Source organism: Flavobacterium sp. P21, assembly GCF_050632225.1.
In the GTDB taxonomy this organism is placed as follows: domain Bacteria; phylum Bacteroidota; class Bacteroidia; order Flavobacteriales; family Flavobacteriaceae; genus Flavobacterium.
Genome location: NZ_CP192585.1, coordinates 1944562 through 1968797, shown reverse-complemented (window position 1 = coordinate 1968797; position 24236 = coordinate 1944562). Strand labels below are relative to the sequence as shown.

At 34.3% G+C, this 24236-nt stretch carries 14 protein-coding genes and 7 pseudogenes; 12 read left to right on the top strand and 9 right to left on the bottom strand.

The window, feature by feature from the left end; genetic code table 11:
* Positions 1-152: 152 nt before the first annotated feature.
* From ACQ9BO_RS09755 to ACQ9BO_RS09735, 5 genes and pseudogenes are all read left to right on the top strand, one after another.
* Positions 153-1340, top strand: a complete 1188-nt coding sequence (locus tag ACQ9BO_RS09755; protein ID WP_431244545.1) for a hypothetical protein — start codon at positions 153-155, stop codon at positions 1338-1340.
* A gap of 153 nt (positions 1341-1493) precedes the next feature.
* Positions 1494-1819: pseudogene (locus tag ACQ9BO_RS09750) on the top strand (ArsR/SmtB family transcription factor).
* Entirely contained in the window at positions 1809-2309 is a 501-nt protein-coding gene (locus tag ACQ9BO_RS09745; protein WP_431244544.1) for an SRPBCC family protein, read from the top strand. Before ACQ9BO_RS09750 ends, ACQ9BO_RS09745 begins: the two are co-directional and overlap by 11 nt.
* Before the next feature lie 42 nt (positions 2310-2351).
* Entirely contained in the window at positions 2352-2855 is a 504-nt protein-coding gene (locus tag ACQ9BO_RS09740) for an SRPBCC family protein (protein WP_431244543.1), read from the top strand.
* Between the two features lie 162 nt (positions 2856-3017).
* Complete coding sequence (locus ACQ9BO_RS09735; RefSeq protein ID WP_431244542.1) at positions 3018-3389, top strand: hypothetical protein; 372 nt, start codon at positions 3018-3020, stop codon at positions 3387-3389.
* A gap of 153 nt (positions 3390-3542) precedes the next feature.
* Here the strand turns inward: ACQ9BO_RS09735 and ACQ9BO_RS09730 are convergent.
* The 3 genes and pseudogenes from ACQ9BO_RS09730 to ACQ9BO_RS09720 all read right to left on the bottom strand — a co-directional run bounded on the left by ACQ9BO_RS09730 (position 3543) and on the right by ACQ9BO_RS09720 (position 6133).
* Positions 3543-5008: pseudogene (locus ACQ9BO_RS09730) on the bottom strand (YifB family Mg chelatase-like AAA ATPase).
* A gap of 146 nt (positions 5009-5154) precedes the next feature.
* Entirely contained in the window at positions 5155-5892 is a 738-nt protein-coding gene (locus tag ACQ9BO_RS09725) for a Gfo/Idh/MocA family protein (protein ID WP_431244541.1), read from the bottom strand.
* Positions 5873-6133: a Gfo/Idh/MocA family protein gene (locus ACQ9BO_RS09720; protein WP_431244540.1), complete on the bottom strand. Its 261-nt coding sequence runs from the start codon at positions 6131-6133 to the stop codon at positions 5873-5875. Before ACQ9BO_RS09720 ends, ACQ9BO_RS09725 begins: the two co-directional genes overlap by 20 nt.
* 131 nt (positions 6134-6264) lie before the next feature.
* Here ACQ9BO_RS09720 and ACQ9BO_RS09715 point away from each other — a divergent pair, with 131 nt between their 5' ends.
* The 3 genes and pseudogenes from ACQ9BO_RS09715 (at position 6265) to ACQ9BO_RS09705 (ending at position 12277) form a co-directional block, all read left to right on the top strand.
* Positions 6265-9264 carry an amidohydrolase family protein gene (locus tag ACQ9BO_RS09715; protein WP_431244539.1) on the top strand — a complete coding sequence of 1000 codons (3000 nt, stop codon included), beginning with the start codon at positions 6265-6267 and terminating at the stop codon, positions 9262-9264.
* 91 nt (positions 9265-9355) lie between these two features.
* A complete protein-coding gene (locus ACQ9BO_RS09710) occupies positions 9356-10609 on the top strand; it encodes an amidohydrolase family protein (protein WP_431244538.1) in 1254 nt (417 codons plus the stop codon).
* Positions 10610-10948: 339 nt separating this feature from the next.
* A pseudogene (locus ACQ9BO_RS09705) lies at positions 10949-12277 on the top strand (ammonium transporter).
* Positions 12278-12615: 338 nt separating this feature from the next.
* On the opposite strand, the pseudogene ACQ9BO_RS09700 reads toward ACQ9BO_RS09705, so the two are convergent.
* From ACQ9BO_RS09700 to ACQ9BO_RS09690, 3 pseudogenes are all read right to left on the bottom strand, one after another.
* Positions 12616-14714: pseudogene (locus ACQ9BO_RS09700) on the bottom strand (cytochrome c biogenesis protein CcdA).
* Positions 14714-16023, bottom strand: a pseudogene (gene tilS / locus ACQ9BO_RS09695) (tRNA lysidine(34) synthetase TilS). The pseudogenes ACQ9BO_RS09700 and tilS overlap by 1 nt, the downstream one beginning before the upstream one ends.
* 225 nt (positions 16024-16248) lie before the next feature.
* A pseudogene (locus ACQ9BO_RS09690) lies at positions 16249-17542 on the bottom strand (anthranilate synthase component I family protein).
* A 329-nt stretch (positions 17543-17871) separates the two neighbouring features.
* Between ACQ9BO_RS09690 and ACQ9BO_RS09685 the strand changes: the two are divergent.
* The 3 genes from ACQ9BO_RS09685 to ACQ9BO_RS09675 all read left to right on the top strand — a co-directional run bounded on the left by ACQ9BO_RS09685 (position 17872) and on the right by ACQ9BO_RS09675 (position 19351).
* Entirely contained in the window at positions 17872-18447 is a 576-nt protein-coding gene (locus ACQ9BO_RS09685) for a DUF4349 domain-containing protein (protein ID WP_431244537.1), read from the top strand.
* Complete coding sequence (locus ACQ9BO_RS09680; RefSeq protein ID WP_431245096.1) at positions 18432-18764, top strand: DUF4349 domain-containing protein; 333 nt, start codon at positions 18432-18434, stop codon at positions 18762-18764. The genes ACQ9BO_RS09685 and ACQ9BO_RS09680 overlap by 16 nt, the downstream gene beginning before the upstream one ends.
* A 209-nt stretch (positions 18765-18973) precedes the next feature.
* Positions 18974-19351: a DoxX family membrane protein gene (locus tag ACQ9BO_RS09675; RefSeq protein WP_026728810.1), complete on the top strand. Its 378-nt coding sequence runs from the start codon at positions 18974-18976 to the stop codon at positions 19349-19351.
* A gap of 54 nt (positions 19352-19405) precedes the next feature.
* Here ACQ9BO_RS09675 and ACQ9BO_RS09670 read toward each other — a convergent pair whose 3' ends face one another.
* From ACQ9BO_RS09670 to ACQ9BO_RS09660, 3 genes are all read right to left on the bottom strand, one after another.
* A complete protein-coding gene (locus ACQ9BO_RS09670; protein WP_431244536.1) occupies positions 19406-19948 on the bottom strand; it encodes a lipocalin family protein in 543 nt (180 codons plus the stop codon).
* Positions 19949-20347: 399 nt separating this feature from the next.
* The gene (lpdA, locus tag ACQ9BO_RS09665) at positions 20348-21751 is read right to left on the bottom strand and encodes a dihydrolipoyl dehydrogenase (RefSeq protein ID WP_431244535.1); all 1404 of its coding nucleotides are present in this window, start codon (positions 21749-21751) and stop codon (positions 20348-20350) included.
* Positions 21752-22134: 383 nt separating this feature from the next.
* Complete coding sequence (locus tag ACQ9BO_RS09660) at positions 22135-22593, bottom strand: Lrp/AsnC family transcriptional regulator (RefSeq protein WP_035649236.1); 459 nt, start codon at positions 22591-22593, stop codon at positions 22135-22137.
* A 216-nt stretch (positions 22594-22809) separates the two neighbouring features.
* On the opposite strand from ACQ9BO_RS09660, the pseudogene ACQ9BO_RS09655 reads away from it, so the two are divergent.
* Positions 22810-24055: pseudogene (locus ACQ9BO_RS09655) on the top strand (aminotransferase class I/II-fold pyridoxal phosphate-dependent enzyme).
* Positions 24056-24236: the final 181 nt, after the last annotated feature.

Below are 24236 nucleotides of genomic sequence, written 5' to 3'. Positions count from 1 at the left end.
TTTTGTGGTGGGGTTCACCACAAAAGATATAGCGGACAGCGGGACTAAACATTCTTATGAAAACATAGGTTTCTGCTCCTTAAAAAATCTAAAAAAAGGCATAGTTGTTGAAAGTTAAAAAAAGATATATTTACACCTTCAAAAAATACAACATGCAAAAAACTACTTTACTATTTTCTATATTTTTTCTAATTCTTTCTTCGTGCGGTGTAAAAACAACACAAGCGCTAATAAGCGATGGCAATTATGACGGCGCAATTGACCGCGCGGTCGAAGCTTTAAGAACGAATAAAGATTCAAAAGGAAAACAGGATTATGTATATCTGCTCGAAGAGGCTTTTGCCAAAGCAAAAGATCGAGACTTGCGTAATCTGGAAATGCTCAACAAAGAGAATAATCCTGCGAATGCTGAACGCATCTATAATACTTATTTACAGCTCAATAACCGTCAGGAAAAAATTAGGCCGATTTTACCTTTGAAATTATTAAAGCAGGGAAGAAACGCGATTTTTCCATTTGACAATTATTCGAATGAAATTGTAAACAGCAAAAACGCACTTTCAAAATATTTGTATGAAAACGCTTCTGCTCTTTTGAAATCGAACAATAAATTGGATTTCAGAAAAGCTTACGATGATTTTGCCTATTTGGAAAGTATAAATCCGAATTACAAAAATGCAAAAAAATTGATGGACGATGCTCAGTTTAAAGGAACTGATTTTGTAGATGTTTATGCCAAAAATGAAACTAATATGGTAATTCCGAAAATGCTTCAGGACGATTTATTGGATTTCAAAACCTACGGATTAAATGATAAATGGACGGTCTATCATAGTGCCAGACAAAAAAATGTAAACTACGATTACAGTCTGATTATTAATTTTAGAGATATTTATATTTCTCCAGAGCAAATCAAAGAAAAGGAATTTACTAAAGAAAAACAGGTAAAAGATGGCGTAAAAACACTTTTGGACAGCCGAGGAAAGGCTGTAAAAGACAGTCTTGGAAAGGAAGTTAAAGTAGATAATTATAAAATTCTTCGTGCAACAGTTTACGAATTCCGACAATTCAAATCGTGCCAGGTTACTGCAAAAGTGGATTACGTTGATTTGAAATCGAATCAGCTGGTTCAGACATTTCCAATTAGCAGTGAATTTGTTTTTGAGAATATCTATTCGACTTATAAAGGTGATAAAAATGCATGCGAGGACAATTATCTAGGCAACTTCAATAAACGTGCAGTTTTGTTTCCGAATAACGAGCAAATGGTTTACGACACAGGCGAAGATCTGAAAGCCAAGCTAAAAGACATCATTGTAAAGAATAAATTTAGACGATAATTATATAACATGATTATAAAGAAAAAGGCGCATTTTTGATGCGTCTTTTTTTGTTTAGGTTCTTTTCTTTAAAAAAAATATGCTTTTTCTAATTGCGCAACCAAAAGGTTGCGTATATTTGCAACTAATTAGTTGCGTAATTCTATTTAAAAAATGAAACGAGATATTTTTCAAGCAATCGCCGATCCGACTCGAAGAGCGATTTTAGTTTTGGTTTCGACAACGGCATTAACACCAAATGCCATTGCAGAACAATTCAAAACCACAAGACAAGCAGTTTCTAAACACATTAAAGTTTTGAACGAATGTGATTTATTGGAAGAAAAAAACTGGGCAGAGAAATTTATTATCAGCTCAAAATTGATAAAATGAAAGAAGTAGATCAATGGATGGAGCAGTTCAAGAAAATTTGGGAAAGCCGTTTCAGCCAATTGGATCAAGTATTAATGAATTTAAAATCTAAAGAAAATGAAATCTGATCTTTTAATGAATTTTTCCCTAGACAAGGAAAATAAAACGGTAAACGTAAAACGCAAATTCAATGCGCCATTGTCAAACGTTTGGTCGGCATGGACAGAAGCAGAAATTCTGGATCAATGGTGGGCTCCAGCTCCGATAAAATCAAAAACAAAAAGAATGGAATTTAAGGAAGGGGGACGAAGATTATATGCAATGGTTACTCCTGAGGGCGACGAGCGATGGAGTTTTTTTGAATACACTTCTATTTCTCCAAAAACGAATTTCAAACATACATCAACTTTTTGTGATGCTGATGAAAACCCAATTCCGAATTTTGGAAGTTCAAACTGGAGCGTTACTTTTTCCGAAGAAGAAAATGCGACAATTGTTGACATTGCCATTCACAGAGATAATTTGGCCGAAATAGAACAATTAATAGAAACTGGCTTCAAAGAAGGTTTTACATCTGCAATGGACAGCTTGGATAAAATTTTGGAAGCTGAAAAATAAAAGTCTTTTTAAATCACACAACGAATTTAAAATCTAAAGAAAATGAAATCAAATTTTTTAATGAATTTTACAGTAGATAAAGAAACGAGTACCGTAAATGTAAAACGCGAATTTAATGCATCCTTACCTGATGTTTGGTCGGCGTGGACAGAAGCTGAAATTCTGGATCAATGGTGGGCGCCAGCTCCTTGGAAAGCCCGAACTAAAAGTATGGAATTTAAAGAAGGCGGACGCCGACTTTATGCAATGGTTGGTCCAGAAGGCGAAGAACATTGGGCAATTGCCGATTTTACTTCTATTAGTCCGAAGACAAATTTCAAATATTTGGATGCTTTCTGCGACAGCGAAGGAAATTTAAATACCGAATTTCCGAGGTCTAACTGGGATGTCAATTTTTCTGAACAAGACGGTTCAACTTTTGTTGATATTGCAATTAAACACGAGAAACTTTCTGACTTGGAAATGATTATTCAAATGGGATTCAAGGAAGGTTTTACTATTGCGATGGAAGGTCTGGATGCAATTTTTGCAGATAAACAAAAATAATTTTTCATGTTCTTATAAATGAAATCCTGCTTTTATTTAGCAGGATTTTTTTGTTTTAATGAGCTGATTGTATTAATATTAAAATTCGTATTTTCGATTTCAATTATATATCAAAACACAAAACCTTTAACAAAAAAACTAACCGCTCTAAACCTGAAAAAAATGATCAAATTTATTACCGCAATACTTTTGTTTGCCTCTATTTCGGCATTTTCCCAAAGCAAATATGAACTCTCTGATGAAGGAAAAGACAAATTCTATCTTTCTGATTCGATTGCAAATTTGGCTAAAGCCGGAAAAATTAGCGATAAGCCAATTGTAGTTGTTGACGGAATACCACATCGTTTTCAGGACTTGGAAAAAGAAAAGCTTGTTTTGTCTAAAATGGAAATTTCCAAAATTATCGCCATGGACAAACAAAAAGGAATCAGCATTTATGGAAATTATGGAGAAGCCGGCGTGTTGATTGTTACTACAAATAGAAGCAGTTTTTATAAGCCTGTTCAAGTAGTAAAAGAAATAAAAGGAAATTAAGTTTTAGTTCAGGTTTCCAGTTTCAATTTTCATTCGCAATTGTCAGGCTGAGCGAAGTCGAGGCCCTCGTTTCAATAGGAGCGCCCTTCGACTTCGCTCAGGGTGACAATCGGTTTTACAATTAACAATTTATAATTAACAATTCACAATTAATTATCCAAGCCATCCTTCACGATCTAGACTTCTATATTGAATAGCTTCAGCGATATGTCGCGAAATAATTGACGGAGCATTGTCTAAATCAGCAATTGTTCTCGCGACTTTCAGAATCCTATCGTATGCTCGCGCGGAAAGATTCAAACGTTCCATTGCGGTTTTTAGCAATTCTTTTGATTGTGCGTCTAAAACGCAAAATTCACGAATCAATTTACTGCTCATTTGGGCATTATAATGTATGTTTTCGATTTCCTGAAATCTTTTAGTTTGAATTTCCCTTGCCGCCGTAACACGTTTTCTGATTTCGACACTGCTTTCGGCTTTTCGGTCATCTGCCAGTTTTTCGAAAGGAACAGGTGTTACTTCGATATGAATATCAATTCGGTCTAAAAGCGGTCCGGAAATTTTGCTCATATAGCGTTGCATTTCATGCGGTGATGAGGTATTCGGCATACTTGGATCGTTAAAAAATCCACTCGGACTAGGGTTCATGCTCGCCACCAACATAAACGACGACGGATATGTAACCGTAAATTTGGCTCTAGAAATAGTTACTTCACGATCTTCAAGTGGCTGACGCATTACTTCTAAAACATCACGTTTAAATTCTGGCAATTCATCCAAAAACAAAACACCATTATGCGCCATCGATATTTCGCCCGGTTGTGGATAACTTCCGCCACCAACAAGAGCCACATTTGAAATTGTATGATGCGGACTGCGAAACGGTCGCTGATTCATCAAACCGACTTCTTTCAGTTTTCCAGCAACACTGTGAATTTTAGTCGTTTCAAGCGCTTCGCGCAAAGTCATTGGAGGCAAAATACTGGGAACGCGTTTTGCCAACATTGTTTTTCCAGCTCCCGGCGGACCAATTAAAATGATGTTATGTCCTCCAGTCGCCGCAATTTCCATACAACGTTTGATACTCTCTTGACCGCGAACATCTGAAAAATCATGTTCAGGAAAATCGAGAGTTTTGTAAAATTCTGCTCTCGTATCAATTACAGTTGGCTGAAGCGTTCCTTTTCCTTTAAAAAAATCTATTATTTCCTGCAAATTTGAAACACCATAAACATCAAGTCCGGCGACAATTGTCGCTTCTTTTACATTTTGAATTGGCAGAAAAAATCCTTTGTAACCTTCTTCTTTTGCTTTTATTGCAATTGGCAAAGCGCCACGAATAGGTCGCAAACTTCCATCTAATGAAAGTTCGCCCATAATAATATATTGTTCAATTTCGGGGGCCTTTATTTGGTCTGAACCGACTAAAATTCCCATTGCGAGTGGTAAATCGTATGCAGAACCTTCTTTTCTAAGGTCGGCGGGCGCCATATTTATGGTTATTTTTTTCCCGGAAGACTTAATCCGTTGTTTTTTAGAGCGATTGCAATTCTAAAACTGCTTTCTTTTATGGCATTATCTGGAAGCCCAACTAAATGATAACCAATTCCTTTGTCCATATGAACTTCCATTGTAATGGTAGTTGCTTCTACTCCAAAAACGGCACTTCCGTAAACTTTTACTAGCATAATTATTCTTTCATTAAATGATTTTTAAATCTAATGAAAAAATAATTATTGTAAATATTTTATTACAAAAAAATAATCTAGAAAGGTAATTTAATTTGAGATTTGATTTCTTCCACTATTTTACTCAAATCCAAGCAATTCTGGTGCGACCAAAATTCACTTTCAATTTGACTATTTCGAATACAATTATGGCATTCCATAATTTCATGCGAATATCCTTTTCCTAAAACCGGCAAACTGATAACCGCTTCTTTTTCATTGTTTATAGATAAAGAATATCCATCGGCAACAAACCAAGGCGAATTGAGCTCGATTCTTCCTTTACTTCCCGCAATAACCGCTTTCATTTCTGAATCAGAAACAATGGAAGCGTGCAAAATAGATTGTGCCGATTCATATTGCAAGATCATCGAAGTCTGCAAATCAATGTCGTTTTTATGTTTTATGGCTTTTGCAATAATCTCTTTCGGATTTCCCAACAATATATACGACAGAAATAAAGGATAAACGCCAATATCAAATAATGCGCCTCCGCCAAGATTCTTGTCAAAAAGTCTTTGATTTTCAGTTTCGCTTCCGCGGAAAGCAAAATCAGCATTGATGTATTTCACATCGCCAATTGCTCCGTTTTTTACTTGTTGCAAAACTTCTTTTATTGACGGATTAAATCGCGTCCAAAATGCTTCCATAAAAAATCTATTATTCTTTTTTGAAGCTTCAATCATTCGGATTGCATCTGGATACGAAAGTGCCATCGGTTTTTCGCATAAAACATGTTTTCCGTTTTCTAAGGCTTTAATAGACAATGCTCGCATGAGAATTGTGTGGCGTGGCAATGTAAATAATTTCGACTTCTTCATCGGCAAAAAGTGCTTCATAAGAATCATATGCTTTAGTGCAATTAAATTTTTGGGCAAAATCATTGGCTTTAACCAAATCTCTAGAAGCAACTGCTGTCAATTCAGCATCTTCTAGCAATAGCAAGTCTGAAGCAAATTGATTGGCTATGTTTCCCAAACCAATAATTCCCCATTTTATTTTTTGTGAATTTTCCATAAATGTTCTATATACACTATCCATCAGCGGTTTACCAAAATCTTTATCTAAAATAGAGAAAAAACATTTTGGAAAATTAAAACTTATCTAACATATTTTCATATTTTTAGCAACAAATTAGCAAATACCATATGAAAAAAGCCCTACTACTACTCTTTTTGAGCGTTTTTTTAACAAAAACGTATGCTCAAGACTATTTCCCTGTTAATGAAAGTGTGCATAACAAAAGTAAAAATTACACTGTTTTTACAAACGCCACGATTTATGTTACACCAACTCAAAAAATTGAAAAAGGAACATTGCTGATCCAAGACGGAAAAGTAGTTTCTGTTGGAACTTCAATTGCAATTCCTAAAAACAGCATCACAATTGATCTGGCAGGAAAAACAATTTATCCATCATTTATTGATGCTTATACAAGTTTTGGAATCGAAAAACCAAAATCAAACTTACCTCCAGGACGCAACCGCAATCAGATTTATGACACAAAAAGAACGGGTTATTACTGGAACGAAAGCGTTAGACCTGAAGTAAACGGTTACGAAACTTTCAAATATGACCAACCAAAAGCAGAAGAATTTTTGAAAGCTGGTTTTGGTGTTGTTGGAACTCACACTGTTGACGGAATCGCTCAAGGAACTGGAGCTCTAGTCGCTCTTAATAATGAAGACAACAGCAAACAAATCATTTCGAACAAACTAACAAATCACTTTGCTTTTACAAAAAGTGCTTTGACAAGTCAAGCATATCCAAGCTCTTTGATGGGTATGATGGCTTTATTGCGCCAAATGTACCTTGACTTAGATTGGTATAAAAAAGGAAATTCTGAAACCAAAGATTTATCATTAGAAGCTTTGGCTAGCAATGAAAAATTAGTTCAGATTTTTGCAACAGAAGATAAATTGAACAGTTTAAGAGCTTCGAAAATTGCAAAAGAATTTGGCTTAAACTACGTTTTAAAAGGAAGCGGTAACGAATTTGAGAGAATTGAAGAAATAAAAGCTACGAATGCAAAATTCATCATTCCGATAAGTTTCCCAGATGCTTATGATGTTTCTAATCCATATTTATCAAACCAAATTGAATTGGCAGATATGCGTTTCTGGAATCAAGCGCCAACAAACTTGAAAGTGCTTTCAGAAAACGGAGTTGTTTTTGCTCTAACAACAGACAAATTAAAAAAGATTGAAGATTTTAAACCTAATTTATTGAAAGCAATAAAATATGGTTTTGATAAAACAAAAGCTTTAGAAGCGTTAACGACAATTCCGGCGGCGATCTTAGGAAAAAGCGACGAAGTTGGAAGTTTGAAAACGGGAAGTTTTGCCAATTTCATTATTACTTCTGGCGAAATTTTTGACGAAAAAACAGTTTTATATGAAAACTGGGTTCAAGGAAGCAAATATATCGTGAACGATATCAATGCAAAAGATATTCGTGGAAATTACAACTTGACTGTTGGAAAAGATATTTATAAATGGAAAATTGACGGAACGGCTGATGCTCAAAAATCAGAAATCACAACTGCTGATTCTAAAAAAGTAAAAAGCACTTTTTCTATCGCAAAAAATTGGGTTTCACTTGTCATCAAACCTGCGGATACTATTAAATCAAACTTTGCTCGTTTAACTGGATTTGTTGAAAAAACAGATGCGCTTTCAGGAAAAGCTGTTTTAGCAAACGGAGATGAATTAGTTTGGAATGCAGTAAAAACTAATCCGTTTGTGGCAGTAAAAGATACTGTTAAGCCAGAAAAACCAAATGCGGTTATGCCTGTAACGTATCCAAACGTTGCTTTTGGAGATACTAAAAAACAAACGGCTCAAACTTTATTATTCAAAAATGCTACAGTTTGGACGAATGAAAAAGAAGGAATTTTGACTGAAACAGATGTTTTAATCAAAAACGGAAAAATCGTCGCTGTTGGAAAAAACCTTTCAGATGCATCTGCAACTGTGATCGATGCAAAAGGAAAACACATTACAAGCGGTATTATTGACGAGCATTCGCATATCGCAATTTCTAAAGGTGTAAACGAAAGCGGACACAACTCAACTGCCGAAGTTACGATTCAGGATGTTGTTAACTCTGAAGATATTAATATTTATAGAGATTTAGCTGGAGGTGTTACTATTTCGCAATTATTGCACGGATCTGCAAACCCAATTGGTGGTCGTTCTGCAATTGTAAAATGGAAATGGGGTTCTGCGACAGAAGATATGTTGTACAAAAACCAACCAAAATTCATCAAATTTGCTTTGGGTGAAAACGTAAAACAAGCGAATTGGGGAATTGACAATCCAACACGTTTTCCACAAACCAGAATGGGAGTTGAACAAGTTTTCACAGATTATTTCCAATTGGCTAAAGAATACGACGAAAACTGGAAAAAATTCAATGCTGGAAATAAAAAAGGAAAAGCTCCGAGAGTGGATTTGGAATTACAGACTCTTGCTGAAATCTTAAACAAAGAGCGTTTCATTACTTGTCACTCTTATGTAGAGTCAGAAATTTTGATGTTGATGAATGTTGCTGAAAAATTCAATTTCAGAGTAAACACTTTCACGCACATTTTAGAAGGTTACAAAGTTGCCGATAAGATGAAAGAACACGGCGTTGGAGCTTCTACATTCTCTGACTGGTGGGCCTATAAATTTGAGGTTAATGATGCAATTCCGTACAACGGACCAATTATGCACAATGAAGGCTTAGTGGTTGCTTACAACTCTGATGACGCTGAAATGTCAAGAAGATTAAATCAAGAAGCCGCAAAAGCTGTAAAATACGGAAATGTATCTGAAGAAGATGCTTGGAAATTTGTGACTTTAAATCCTGCAAAATTATTACATATTGATGATAAGGTAGGAAGCTTAAAAGTAGGCAAAGATGCCGATGTAGTTTTATGGAGTGAAAATCCATTGTCTATTTATGCTAAAGCTGAAAAAACAATTATTGAAGGTGTAGTTTATTTTGATATCGAAAAAGATGCTCAAAAACAATTGGCCATCACTAAAGAAAGAAACGAATTGATTGGACAAATGTCGCAAGAAAAAAACAAAGGAAACAGCACTCAGGCGCCAACAAGAAAAGAGAAAAGAGAATATCACTGTGATACTTTAGAACAGTTATAAGAGCTTTAGAAAATTCATAATGATAAAAAGATACAACATGATAAATAAGAATATATATAAACTGTTGCTGTTGTTTTGTGCTTCTATACAAATGAATGCACAACAAATTCCAGCGCCAAAGCAATCAAAATCGGTTTTGATTTTAAATGCTACTGCGCACTTGGGGAACGGAAAAGTAATTCAAAATAGCGCAATCGGATTTAAAGATGGAAAACTGACTTTAGTAGCCGATGCAACAACTATCAGACTTGCCGCTGATGCCTATGACACTACAATTGATGCGACTGGAAAACATGTTTATCCAGGTTTTATTGCGTCAAACGCGACTTTAGGTTTAGTAGAAATTGATGCTGTAAAAGCATCAGATGACGAGGAAGAAATTGGAACTTTTAATCCGAATGTGAGAAGTATTATTGCTTATAATTCAGAATCAAAAGTAGTCGAAACTGTTCGTCCTAACGGAATTTTAATCGCACAGGTTACTCCACGTGGTGGAACAATCTCTGGAACTTCATCAATCGTGCAATTAGATGCTTGGAGCTGGAAAGATGCTATTTTAAAAGAAAATGACGGAATTCATTTAAACTTTCCATCAAGTTTCAAAAGATCAGGATCTTGGTTTGAGCCTGGAGTTATTGAGCCAAACAAGGATTATGCAAAACAGTCTGAAGAAATCAATGCATTTTTGATTAATGCAAAAGCGTATAATCAAACCACTCCAAAAGAAAGAAACATTGTTCTTGAAGCTACAAAAGGTTTATTTGACGGAACTCAAACACTTTATATCCACGCTGATGAAGAAAAGCAAATTGTAGATGCCATTCAATTAGCGACAGACAATCAAATTAAAAAGATTGTTATTGTTGGCGGATTTGAAGCTTACAAAGCAACTCCTCAATTATTAAAATACAATGTAGGCGTACTTTTAAGACGTGTACACGATATGCCAACAAGCGCAGATCAAGATGTGAATTTGCCTTATAAAATGGCAAAAATGCTTACTGACAAAGGAATTGTTGTAGGATTAGAAAACAGCGGTGATCACGAGCGTATGAGCGTGAGAAACTTGCCTTTCTTGGCAGGAACTTGCGCCGCTTTTGGTTTAGACAAAGAAATTGCTGTACAGTTAATTACATTAAATACCGCTAAATTATTAGGTATTGATGCTACTTGCGGTACTTTAGAAACGGGTAAAGACGCCACTTTATTTATTTCTGAAGGAGATGCTTTAGATATGCGTACAAACAAATTGACAACTGCTTTTATTCAAGGAAGAAATATCAACTTAGATACTTTCCAAAATAAACTGAACAGAAAATTCAAAGAGAAGTTCGGTCAGAAATAATACATCTTTTTTAATACAAAAAGGCATCAATTGAAATATTCATTTGATGCCTTTTTCATTTGAAGCAACACACTTTAAACAATACATTGAATAATTTGAGAAGAAAAAATCAGTATTTTAAGAATAATAGTATCTTTTTTTCATCATAATTTGCATAAATGGTACTTTTTACCCATTTCAAGATTAATAAATTGTAAAATTTAAGTCTTTTTTAAGATATACACGCAAAATTTAGGGGGTCAAATTTTAAAATTAACAAAAATTAAACAATAGGCTCTATTTTTTATAGGGGTGTCGAATGATTTTATACTTTTATAAAAAATTTAAAACTAAATAACTATGCGAAAAATTATTTTAAGTGTGATCCTCATCACGATTTTGTTACTATCTATTTTTTCTATCTCATTTGTTACTGAATCAAAAACATTAGGCGCTCATGTTGTTGAATTAAAATTAGACACGGGTGATACAGCATGGATGGTTGTTGCTACGGCATTTGTATTATTAATGACTCCGGGATTAGGATTTTTCTATGGCGGTATGGTAGGCAAGAAAAACGTAATCAGCACAATGCTTCAAAGTTTCATGGCAATGGTAATTGTTACAGTACTTTGGGTAGTAATTGGTTTCGGATTATGTTTTGGGCCATCTATAGGCGGTTTCATTGGAGATCCTTCTTCAAATATATTTTTCCAAGGAGTAAGCGCAAACACTGCGTGGGAATTAGCACCAACAATCCCGATGATTCTTTTTGCTTTATTTCAAGCAAAATTCGCAATCATTACTCCAGCATTAATCACAGGAGCTTTTGCAGAGCGTGTACGTTTCTGGGCTTACTTATTATTCATGGTTTTATTTATCTTATTCATATACGCTCCATTATGCCACATGACTTGGCATCCTGATGGATTATTCTTTGGCTGGGGAGTTCTTGACTTCGCTGGTGGTACTGTAGTACACATGAGTGCTGGATGGGTCGCTTTGGCTGGAGCAATTTTCTTAGGAAAACGTAAAGTTCAAAAAGTTAACCCTGCTAGAATTACTTATGTATTATTAGGTACAGGTTTATTATGGTTTGGATGGTTTGGTTTCAACGCAGGTTCTGCTCGCTGGAGCCGGAAGTCTTGCTCGCTCAAGCTTTAGGAACTACTACAATCGTCGCCGCTTCTGTCGCTATGGCTTGGGTTTTCCTTGACAAAATTTTAGGACACAAATTATCTGCAATGGGAGCTTGTATTGGAGCTGTTGTAGGTTTAGTTGCAATCACTCCTGCTCGCTGGTTTCGTAACTATTCCTCATGCTTTAGCAATCGGTATCATCGTCGCAGTAATCAGTAATATTGTTGTGAGCAAATTCCCTAAAGGAAAAATCGATGACGCTCTTGACGTTTTCGCTTGCCACGGTGTTGGTGGAATGGTAGGGATGTTATTGACTGGAGTTTTTGCTTCTAAAAGTGTAAACTCAATTGTTGGTGACCACGAAGGATTAATCTTTGGAGATGCAACATTGTTCTTAACGCAATTGAAAGCTCTAGTAATCGTTTCAATCTTTGCATTCTGTGCTTCTTACGCTTTATTCTTCATTGTAAACAAAATCACTCCTTTAAGAGTTACTGAAGAAAAAGAAGAATTAGGATTAGACATCTCTCAACACGGAGAGTACTTATAATAATTAATTGTCTCTTTTTGCCTTTACAAAAAAATCCCTCTAAGCTAAAACTTAGAGGGATTTTCATTTGAATTAATATTAATCCTTGCTTGTTATTTTAGATTTTAGATTGCAGATTGTAGATTTTAGAACTAAACTCTTATCATCAAAATATTGTAAACACAAACTTTTTAAAACATAGCCCGCGGTTTCAACCGTGGGGACGCATAGAATATAGGTTTGATATTGATTGTGTTCCCGCGGTTGAAACCGCGGGCTATATTTTTAATCGCAATAAGATTGAATCAGAATCTATCTCAATTCATAATTTATAACTCATAACTCATAACTAAAAAATCTTATTTAAAGTTAGAAATCCCTTCCTTAAGCCATTGTAAATATTCTTCAGTAGGAACATAACTTATTGTTGGTTTTGAACTATTTAAATTATTCCCTTCTAAATCTGTAATCACATATAAAGGCTGTGTGTTGGTTTTATATTTTGAAATCATAAAATCAGTCCATTTATCCCCTACAGTAATGATTTCATCACCTGCTTTTGTCACAAATTGCTCATTTTTTGGAAGCTCTCTTTTGTCGTCAACATAAAGAGAAATCAAAACAACTTCATTTTTCAAGATTGGCAAAACCGAAGGATCTGACCAAACATTATTTTCCATTTTTCTACAATTTACACACGCATATCCTGTAAAATCAAGCATTATGGGTTTATTGATTTTTTTGCGTAAGCTAGACCATCTTCATAATCGTGGAAAACCATTATTCCATGCGGTCCTAATTCTGCACCTTCTGGAAGGCCTTCTATCTCTCCAGAAGTTGCATTAGAATTTCCAGAACCCCCAACTCCAAATGGGCTTTCACTATATTGTGGCGGTGGTGGAAATGCGCTGATTAATTTCAACGGAGCACCCCAAAGTCCAGGAATCAAATAAATGGTAAATATTAAAGATAAAATTCCTAAATACAATCTTCCAACTGAAATATGCTGAATTGGGCTGTCGTGAGGCAATGTAATTTTTCCAAATAAATATAATGCTAAAGCTCCAAAAATTGCAATCCAGATCGCTAAGAAAACTTCTCTTTCTAAGAAATGCAATTGCAATACCAAATCAGCATTTGATAAGAATTTGAATGCCAAAGCCAATTCCAAAAATCCTAATACCACTTTTACAGTATTCAACCATCCACCCGATTTTGGCAATGAATTCAGCCATCCTGGAAACAACGCAAACAACATAAATGGAAGTGCTAATGCAGAAGAAAAACCTAACATTCCAACAATAGGTGCAATTCCTCCATTTGAAGCCGCTTCAACCAATAAGGTCCCGACAATTGGCCCTGTACATGAAAATGACACGATTGCCAATGCCAATGCCATAAATAATATTCCGATAATTCCACCTTTGTCAGCTTGTTGATCCGCCTTGTTTGCCCATGAATTTGGAAGCATGATCTCGAAAGCTCCTAAAAACGAAGTTGCAAAAATGATTAAGATCACGAAGAAGATTAAATTGAACCAAACATCTGTAGATAATGCATTTAAAGCATCAGCACCAAATATTTTAGTTACAATCAAACCTAGAATTACATAAATCGCAATAATTGATAATCCGTAAATAATTGCATTTCTGATTCCTTTTGCTCTGCTTTTGCTTTGTTTTGTAAAAAAGCTCACGGTCATTGGAATCATTGGGAAAACGCAAGGCGTAAATAAAGCGACGAAACCACCTAAAAACGCAAAGAAAAAGATAGACCACAAACTTCTTGATGGCGCTGGAGCTGGCATATCTTCTTTAGAAATCGGCTCTTCAATATTTGATTTTACAACTTGAGTTTTTGCTGAATCTGCCGCTTTTGAAATGGTATCCACCGCAATTCCAGTTACTTTTGTCTCATCTTTTTTCGCTTCTGTTATTGCTGGAACTGCGTCCATATTAAAAGTCGACGGAATCGCAATTGAGAATTTTTTATTCGAATTGATGCAAACTTCTTTACAAACCTGAAAATCAAAATCAACATCAACCGTTTTTAAATTTGGGTTGATAATCTTGATTTCTTGCTCGATATGCGCTTTTCCTTCAAAGAAAGTTTCGTTTACGCCAAAAACGTCATTAAACGCCGTTCTGGTTTTTCCTTCTTTTGCCTTTCCAACTAATTCGTAATTTCCTTTTTGATTTTTAAATGCAATTTCCAATGCCAATGGCCCGCCTTCTGGCGTGAACTGCGAATACATATGCCAATCTTTTTCAATTGTCCCATCAAAAATCAAAACAGCATTATTGCCTGCCTTTTTTTCAATTTTAGAAGTCCATTTTACTGGCTCTAAAACTTGAGCATTACTTTTTGCATAAGAAAAAAGCAAAAACAGTAAAAATAAAAGGGATTTACTCCAGTAATTTTTTGTCATTATCGTTTGACGGTATTGATTAAAGTTCATTATTGCAGTTCTATTTTAAGTATATTATTTGTGGTATTTTCAATTTTAAAACGTTCGTCTTGCCTAATTCCAACAACCCAAACTATCTGGTCATCTGAACACAAAATCCACGTTTTTTCTTTTTCAATCAGAGATAATTTTTCGTCTTTAAAAAGCTTGCTCACTTTTTTGATTTCCCCTGCATTCCAAAAGGATGAAAAACATCGCCTTCAGTCCATTTACGTAGAATCAAAGGAAACTGGATTTTTTCAGCATCCACAAATATAGACTTATTTGAGGCTATACTTATGTGACCTACGTTACAAAGTCTCATTTTTAAGGGAAAATTAACTTCTGTCTCATTTTCATGAATTTCAAATTCTTCGTTTTTAGGCTCGTATGAAATGGGGCTCAAAATTAAAGTTTCTCTATTTTTAAGCAATCTGAATTCTTCCGAAAGCACTTGTTTTCCAGATTGTCCATTTACCAAATCGTAAATATCATTCCACGCTGTGAAACCAAATTCATTCAGCCATTGATACAAATACGATTTATAATTGGGTAATTTTTTCAACTGATTTAAATCGAAATGAATATCTTCCCCTTCTTCTTTTGCCACTTGCTGATAAATCATAATCGATGCATCTTCAGCCATTTCCTGCGATTCCTGCAAATACGATTGCGTTTTCTGAAAAGCATTCAAAAAGTTCGGATTGATTTCTTTTAAAATCGGAACTAAATCATGACGGATTTTATTTCGTAAATATTTATTCGAAGCATTACTACTATCTTCACGCCATTCAATATTATTTTCTTCGGCATATTTCAGAATTTCTTCTCTAGAAAAAGGCAAAAGCGGACGAATTATTTTATCATTTTGTTCCGGAATACCAGTTAATCCGTCTAATCCTGTCCCGCGAGTTAGATTGATCAAAAAGGTTTCTAGATTATCATCAGCGTGATGTGCTGTTAAAATATAATCGAAATTTTCTTCATCCAAAATCTCATAAAACCAATTGTAGCGAAGCTCTCTTGCGGCAACTTGTGTCGATAATTTATAATCTTCGGCAAAAGCTTTGGTATCGAATTGTGTGGTAAAAAACGGAATGTTGTTTTGCTTGCAGTAATTCTGAATAAATTCTTGATCTCCAAAACTTTCTAATCCGCGAAGCTGAAAATTACAGTGCAAAACCGCAATTTCGTAAGGCAATTTTTCCAACAAATGCAACAAAACCATACTGTCTAATCCACCGCTTACAGCCAGAAAAAGCTTTTTTTCTGCTAAAAATGGAAAACGAGAAACGATATGATTTTGAAAGTTTGAAAACATTTGATAAATGTAAAAAATTAAATTCTATCTATTTTTAAACGAAATGTTAAGCCGAATATTTTCTTTGCCACGAATAGCACTAATATTTTCTCACGCAGATTTGGCAGATTAAGCTGATTTTTTTACCCTTGAAAAGATTTACGCAGATTTTATTTATTCCTAAATTCAAATTAAATCTGCTCAATCTGCCAAATCTGCGTGAAACAAAAAAACATTTTCAATCCTTTATTGCAAAACTTCGTGCATTGCTTTCGCTTTCAATAAACATTCTTCGTATTCTTTTTCAGGAATAGAAAGCGATGTTATGGCGCTTCCGACAGAAAATGAAACGTATTTATTTTCCTGATTATATAAAATACTTCGGATCACTACATTAAAATCAAAATCGCCTTCGGGAGTAAAATATCCAATAGCTCCGCTATAAAGACCGCGTTTAGTCTCTTCCAGATTTTCGATAATTTTCATCACCGAAATTTTTGGTGCTCCGGTCATGCTTCCCATTGGGAAAGTTGTTTTTAAAACATCAACTGATGAATATTGTTTGTCTAATTTTGAAGTAATTGTTGAAATCATTTGATGAACCTGCAAAAACGAATAGATTTTGCAAAGTTCCGCAACCTCAACAGAGCCTTTTTGCGCAGTGTGAGAAAGATCATTCCGAACCAAATCGGTAATCATAATATTTTCGGCACGTTCTTTTGCATCGTTTTCCAAAAATGTTTTGATTTTTCATCTTCAACAGGATCTGCAAAACGTTTTGAAGTTCCTTTTATGGGTTGCGAAATTATTTTATCGCCAACTTTTTTCAGATATCTTTCTGGCGAAGCCGAAAGCAGATATTGCTTATGATTTTTAAAGAAAACCGAAAATGGTGCTTGTGAAATAACATTCAATTTCTCGAATTTTTCTAACGGATTTATAGTCGCATTTTCAGCAAAAATTCCATGCAAAAATTAGCTTCATACATATCACCTTTGTGAATATGCTCAAGCATTTTTGTCACTTTTTCAACATACAATTCTTTCGAAATTCTCTGTTCAATCTTTAAAGATACAGCACTTTCGACTTTAGACTTTGGGCTTTCGACTATCTCAACTATTTCACTAAAATCATCTTCAAATTCGTCGTCACAAAGTAATAAATACTGAATTTCAAGTTGGTTTTCTTTCAATAAAAATATTTTTTTTGGCTGAAAGAAAAACAAATCCGGAAAATCCAATCCGTCAAAATTATCTGATTTTAAATCTTCGGTACCATTTTTCAAATCATACGAAAGATAGCCAAAAAGCCAATCTTTTGTGGTTTGTTGATATTGTTTTAAATCTTCGAAAGCATTTTGAAAATCGGTTTTTACCGAAGTAAAGGCGTCAACAGCCAGCAGACAGTCAAAACTTGAATATTCCTGAGGATATGAATTGCTGTCCAGAAAAACAATTTCGCGAAAATGTTGCGACCAAACTAAAAGCTGTTGTTTGAATTGTTCTGGATTGGAAATATGTTTATGGATTGAAACTCTCAAAGAAGCATAAATTTTAGACTTCAAAATTACGACAAAAAAATCCTTCATTAATTTTTTTACCATTAAGACATTAAGAAAATTGAGTTCTGAATTCTAAGCTTAATTCCCTTGTATAGTCAAGAAAATCAAGACCAACGCTTTATGAAGCTTAATGCCTTAATGGTTTAAAATAAATTAACAAAAAAATATTGGCACACTTTTTAGTATATCGATTTTAACACTAATCCATAAAATTCGCCATTTGATTAAAAACTACTCTTAAACTTTAACAACAAACCGTATTTACATCGTGTAAATATTTCATTTATTAATCAAATTTTAAAAATTTTATGAAAACAACTGCAAAATTAGGTTTGACCACCTTAATTCTTATTCTAGTATTATTTTCTTGCAAAAAAGCAGATTATGCAACAGCTGAAGCTTCGGAAAATGTTGCAACTATGGACAGCACTGCAATTTCGTCGTCGGCGACAGTCGAGCAAAAAAACAGCAAACAGAAATTTATTCGTACCGCTGATATTAAGTTTAAGGTTAAAAATGTCGTCAAATCTACTTATGCAATTGAAAATGCTACGCAAAAATTCGGTGGATTTGTGACTTACACTAATCTTCAAAGCAATATTCATGATCAGATTAAGACAAAAATCAGCCAAGACAGCACTTTAGAAACCACAAAATATTCTGTCGAAAACAATATCACTATTCGAGTTCCTAACACAAAATTGGACACCGTAATAAAAACAATTGCCAAACAAATTGATTTTTTAGATTTCAGAGTCATCAAAGCCGATGATGTTTCTATAAAAATGTTAGCCAATCAGCTTTCGCAAAAAAGAAACAGTATTTCTGAAAAAAGAGTTGCAAATGCAATTGATTCAAAAGGAAAAAAATTAATGATATTGTAGAAGCTGAAAATACGCTGGACAATAAAAGAGAAGAAAAAGACAATAGCACCATTGAAAATCTCTCATTGCAGGATCAAGTTAACTTTAGCACCATTACGTTGCGGCTTTATCAAAACGAAACCATCAGACAAGAGGTAATGGCAAGCGAAAAAGACAGCGTTGCGTACAAACCTAATTTAGGAATCCAAACCATTGATGCTTTAAAAAGCGGTTGGTACATTCTAGAGTCTATCTTGATTTTCTTTATCAATATTTGGCCGATCATTTTAATAAGTATTGGAGGATTTTTTCTTTACAGAAAATATATCAAGAAATAAGAAAAGTGTTAATAAAATAGCAATTTAATAATGAAAAAATCGTTATATTTGATATAGATTTCAATTAATCCCAAAACAAGGTTAGATCAATTGAAAAATCCTCAATAAAACAGAGTCAAAATACCAATTCTGTTTACGAGGAATTTACGTTAGACGATTTCCAAGCACATTATTTATATTTTTTAACTTATTTAAAAATCCTAAGTATTATGAAAATTGCTACTATTATTGTCCGTGTTTTAATTGGCCTCTTGCTTCTTTTTGCTTCTATTAGTTTTTTCTTTCACTTAATGCCAGCAGAACCAGCAACCAATAATGATTTTAAAGCCTTTAATACAGGTTTAATGGCTTCTACTTATTTAATGCCCTTGGCTAAATCAATTGAATTGCTTTGCGGAATTGCATTTGTAACAGGACGTTATGTAACATTAGCTAATATTTTGATCTTGCCTATTACGGTAAATATCTTGTTCATCAATTATTTCCTGACGCCAGAAGGCCTGCCAATTGCGGGACTATTATTTTTAGGCAACTTATTCTTGATTTACAGATATTGGGATAACTACAAAAGTGTCTTTACAGCTTAATTTATTTTCAATCAGAAATAAAAAACCCGATACCTTAAAGTATCGGGTTTCTTTTTAATTTGTTTTGTCATGTTTTACCCAAATTAGATCGGAAATTTTATATCCAATTTCTTGGGCTTTAATCAGAAAATCAGCTTTAATGCTTTCAGGAATTGTAGTTTCCCTCGAAAGTATCCACATATACTTCAAACTTTCGCCTGCAACAAGAGCATATTTATAATCTTGATCTACTGCGATAACATTGTATCCAGCATAAAAAGGACCAAAAAATGAAACCTTAAGCATACCAACATTGTCCTTTTTGACAAACTTGGCTTTCCCGATACTTTCCTCCCATTTGTCTTTTTTGACATCATAGCCCTTATTATCAACTTTTATAGTGCCATTGTCATTCAGCGAATACTCGGCGGTGACGTTATTTAAATCTTTTTCCCATTTATAATCTAACCTTGCGATTTCATACCATTTTCCTAAATATTTTGCCTTATCAAAGTTGGTGACGGCAACCGCTTTTTTAGGAATTGTAGAACTGCAGGAATAAAGTACTGCCGCAATTCCCGCCCCAAGAAGAACTGGAGCTATATATCTATTCTTCATAATGTTATCTTTTTAATTTAAGTAAAGATAGCATCTGAAATACACATCTAATTTACAAAATATTTCTGTGATTTTATATTTTTCAAATCAAAATATTTTTCGCATTTAGTTTTCAAAACATTTAGTCCCTACGGGACATTTTATTCCCATTAATTTTGTTCTACCAATATTAAACTCCTAGCGGAGTTGAACCATATATTCAATAAAAAAAATCGATTACAAAAGATTGTTATCTCGTAGAGATTATATGTTGGTAGAAAAGAATATTAACGCAATTACAACTAGTCCCGTAGGGACTACACAATATAACCAAACCTAAATATTCTGTACAAAAATGAAACATTAAAAAAAACCGTCAAAACTAAATTTGACGGTTTTAAATATATTTTACGTAAAAAATTATACGTGTAAAGCTCTATTTTCAGTAGTCGCCAATGTTGCTTCTTTTACCGCTTCCGCGAAAGTTGGGTGCGCGTGGCTCATTCTTGAAATATCTTCAGCAGAAGCTTTGAATTCCATTGCAGTAACTGCTTCAGCAATTAAATCTGCTGTACGAGCACCGATCATGTGAACTCCTAAAACCTCATCTGTTTTTTCATCAGCTAAGATTTTTACGAATCCATCTAAGTCAGCACTTGCTCTTGCACGTCCTAAAGCTTTGAATGGGAAACTTCCTGATTTATATTTTACTCCAGCCGCTTTTAACTGCTCTTCAGTTTGTCCAACCGCGACAACTTCTGGCCAAGTGTAAACAACACCAGGAATTAAGTTATAATCGATATGTGGTTTTTGACCTGCTAAAATTTCAGCAACCATTACTCCTTCTTCCTCTGCTTTGTGCGCCAACATCGCTCCACGAACAACGTCTCCAATTGCATAAATATTTGGAACGTTAGTTTGTAAATGATCGTTTACTTCAACTTGTCCTCTGTCAGAAATTTTTACTCCGGCTTTGTCAGCGTTTAATCCGTCTGTGTAAGGACGACGACCAACAGAAACTAATGAATAATCTCCTTCAAGAGTGATTGTTTCTCCTTTTGCATTTTCAGCCTGAACTGTAACAGCATCGCCGTTTCTTTCAACTGATTTTACTTTGTGAGAAACGTAGAATTTCATTCCTTGTTTTTTCAATACTTTAGTCAATTCTTTAGAAAGCGCTCCATCCATTCCTGGAATGATTCTGTCCATGAATTCCACTACAGAAACTTGAGCTCCTAAACGTAAGTAAACTTGTCCAAGCTCGATTCCGATAACTCCACCACCAATAATTACTAAGTGTTTTGGAACTTCTTTTAAAGCCAAAGCTTCAGTAGAAGTGATGATTCTTTCTTTATCAATTTTGATAAATGGTAAAGAAGATGGTTTTGATCCTGTAGCAATTACAGTATATTTTGCTTCGATAGTTTCAGATGTTCCGTCAGCTTTTGCAACAGCAATGTGCGTTGCATCTACGAAAGAACCTAAACCGTTGAAAACAGTAATTTTATTTTTATCCATCAAGTAGTTGATTCCACCTACAGTTTGATCAACAACGGCTTGTTTGCGCGCGATCATTTTCTCTAAATTGATTTTTACATCGCCAGAAACTTCGATTCCGTGATCTGCGAAATGAGCGATTTCTGAATAATGGTGAGAAGAAGATAATAATGCTTTTGAAGGAATACAACCTACGTTAAGGCAAGTTCCGCCTAATGAATTATATTTTTCTACAATTGCAGTTTTGAAACCTAATTGTGCGCAACGAATTGCTGATACATATCCTCCAGGACCTGAACCTATAATGACTACGTCAAATGAACTCATAGTATTTTGTTTTTATTTTAGCGGTTACAAAATTAAGCAATAAAGTTCTGTTTAAAGTTTAATTTTCAATGTTTTTTGCGTGAAATTTTGGGTGTGAGTTTTACCGCAAAGGGCATTAAGAATTACGCAGAGGTTCGCAAAGTTTTGTTTTTTAATCTCGCAAAGACGCAGAGTCGCAAGGTTTTTGATTTAAGATTGAATAGCGTCCAGCTTTAGCTGGATGAGAAATATTGTCAAAATAAAAGGGCTTTAGCCAAACTTATGCAGATTAAACTAAAACCTTTTTCTATCTAAATACAAAACCTCCAGCTAAAGCTGGAGGCAATTCAATCAAAAACTTTGCGACTCTGCGTCTTTGCGAGATTATAAAAAACCTTAGAATCTTAGAACGAAATCACCGTCGAATTCTTCACTTCACTAATCATAAACATACTTTGTGTGCTTCCAATATGTTGTAATGAAGTCAGTTTTGTTACTAAAAATTCCCTGTACGCTTCCATATCTTTTACCAGAACTTTTAAAATATAATCATAATCGCCGCTTACGTGATGGCATTCTAAAACCTCATTTAGTTTGATGACTTCACTTTCGAATTTGGTTAAGAATTCTTTTGTGTGCTGAATGAGTTTTAAATGACAGAAAACGACAAATCCTTTTTCGATTTTGGATTTATCGACTAACGCGACGTAGTTTTTGATTATTCCTTCGCGTTCTAACTTTTTAATTCTTTCATATACCGCTGTAACAGAAAGATCAAGTTTTAAGGATAATTCTTTGGTTGTTTTTTTACTATCGGTTTGTAGTAAAACCAAGAGTTTTTTATCTGTAGCGTCTAAAATCATTTTTTGTTGATAGTTTTTGGTTGATTGTTGATAGTTTTTCTAAATGATAGAAAATCTATTTAAATGCTTTTTACGAATCAAATTTAGATTAAAAATCATTATAAACACATTTTTATAGTTTTAAAATCTAATTATCCGTTTTACGATTGATTATTTTTCTAATTCAATCTTACTTTGAATAAAATTTCTTTTCAAACAACTTGAAACTAACTAAATATGAAAGACTTTAACCCAGCAGATAAAATTCAGGATTTACAATACTTTGGAGAATTTGGCGGTGTGAATCCGTCGATTTCTGATTCTTCGACTTATACCTTTCTTTCGGCTAAAACCATGTTTGATACTTTCGAAGGAAATATGGAAGGCTGTTATTTATATTCTCGTCATTCTTCTCCCAGCAATTTATATCTCGATCAGGCTTTGGTCGCAATGGAAGGAACTGAAACGGCAAATGTTTCTGCATCAGGAATGGGAGCTATTACGCCTACTCTATTGCAATTGTGCGGTGCTGGCGACCATATTGTTTCAAGCCGAACAATTTATGGCGGAACTTACGCTTTTCTGAAAAACTTTACACCAAGATTTGGGATCGAAACAAGCTTTGTTGACATTACAAAATTAGACATTGTAGAAGTCTGCGATTACGCTAAAAACGAAAGTTTTGTATTGTGAGACTGTTAGTAATCCGTTATTAGAAGTAGCTGATATTGCTGGTTTGGCTAAAATTGCTAAAAGACACAATTTGAAATTGGTAGTCGATAATACTTTTTCACCGCTTTCTGTTTCTCCTGCAAAATTGGGGGCCGATATTGTGATTCATAGTTTAACAAAATACATTAACGGAAGCAGTGATACGGTTGGTGGTGTAACTTGTGCGTCGAAAGAATTTATTAATTCACTGAAAAATGTAAATTCTGGCGCGAGTATGCTTTTAGGACCAACAATGGACAGTCTGCGTTCTGCAAGTGTGATGAAAAACCTTCGCACGCTTCATATTAGAATTAAACAGCACAGTCATAATGCACATTTTTTAGCTGATCAATTTGAAAAAGACGGTTTAAAAACAGTTTATCCAGGATTGAAAAGTCATCCAAGTCATGAACTGTATAAAATGATGATTAATCCGGAATATGGTTTTGGAGGAATGCTGACGATTGATGTTGGTACTTTGGAAAAAGCGAATGAATTAATGGAGTTAATGCAAGCCCGAAATTTAGGCTATCTAGCAGTAAGTTTAGGTTTTTATAAAACATTATTCAGCGCGCCGGGAACCTCAACTTCTAGTGAAATTCCGCTTGAAGAACAAAAAGAAATGGGATTAACAGATGGTTTAATTCGTTTTTCGATTGGCTTGGATAATGATATTGATCGTACTTACGAAATGATGAAACAATGTATGATTGAACTTGGGATTTTGAATTCCGCAAAGAATCACAAAGAAGTTTTCACAGAGATACACTAAGAAGTTTCACGCAGATTTAAAAAGATTTAAGCAGATATACGCAGATTTATTTATTATAATAAAATTAAAAAAATCTATTTCAATCTGCTTAAATCTGCAGAATCTGCGTGAAACAAAAGACTTTTTTAATCATTAATATATGGCAAAACAAAAAAGCCGTTTTGAAACAATTTTCAGAACG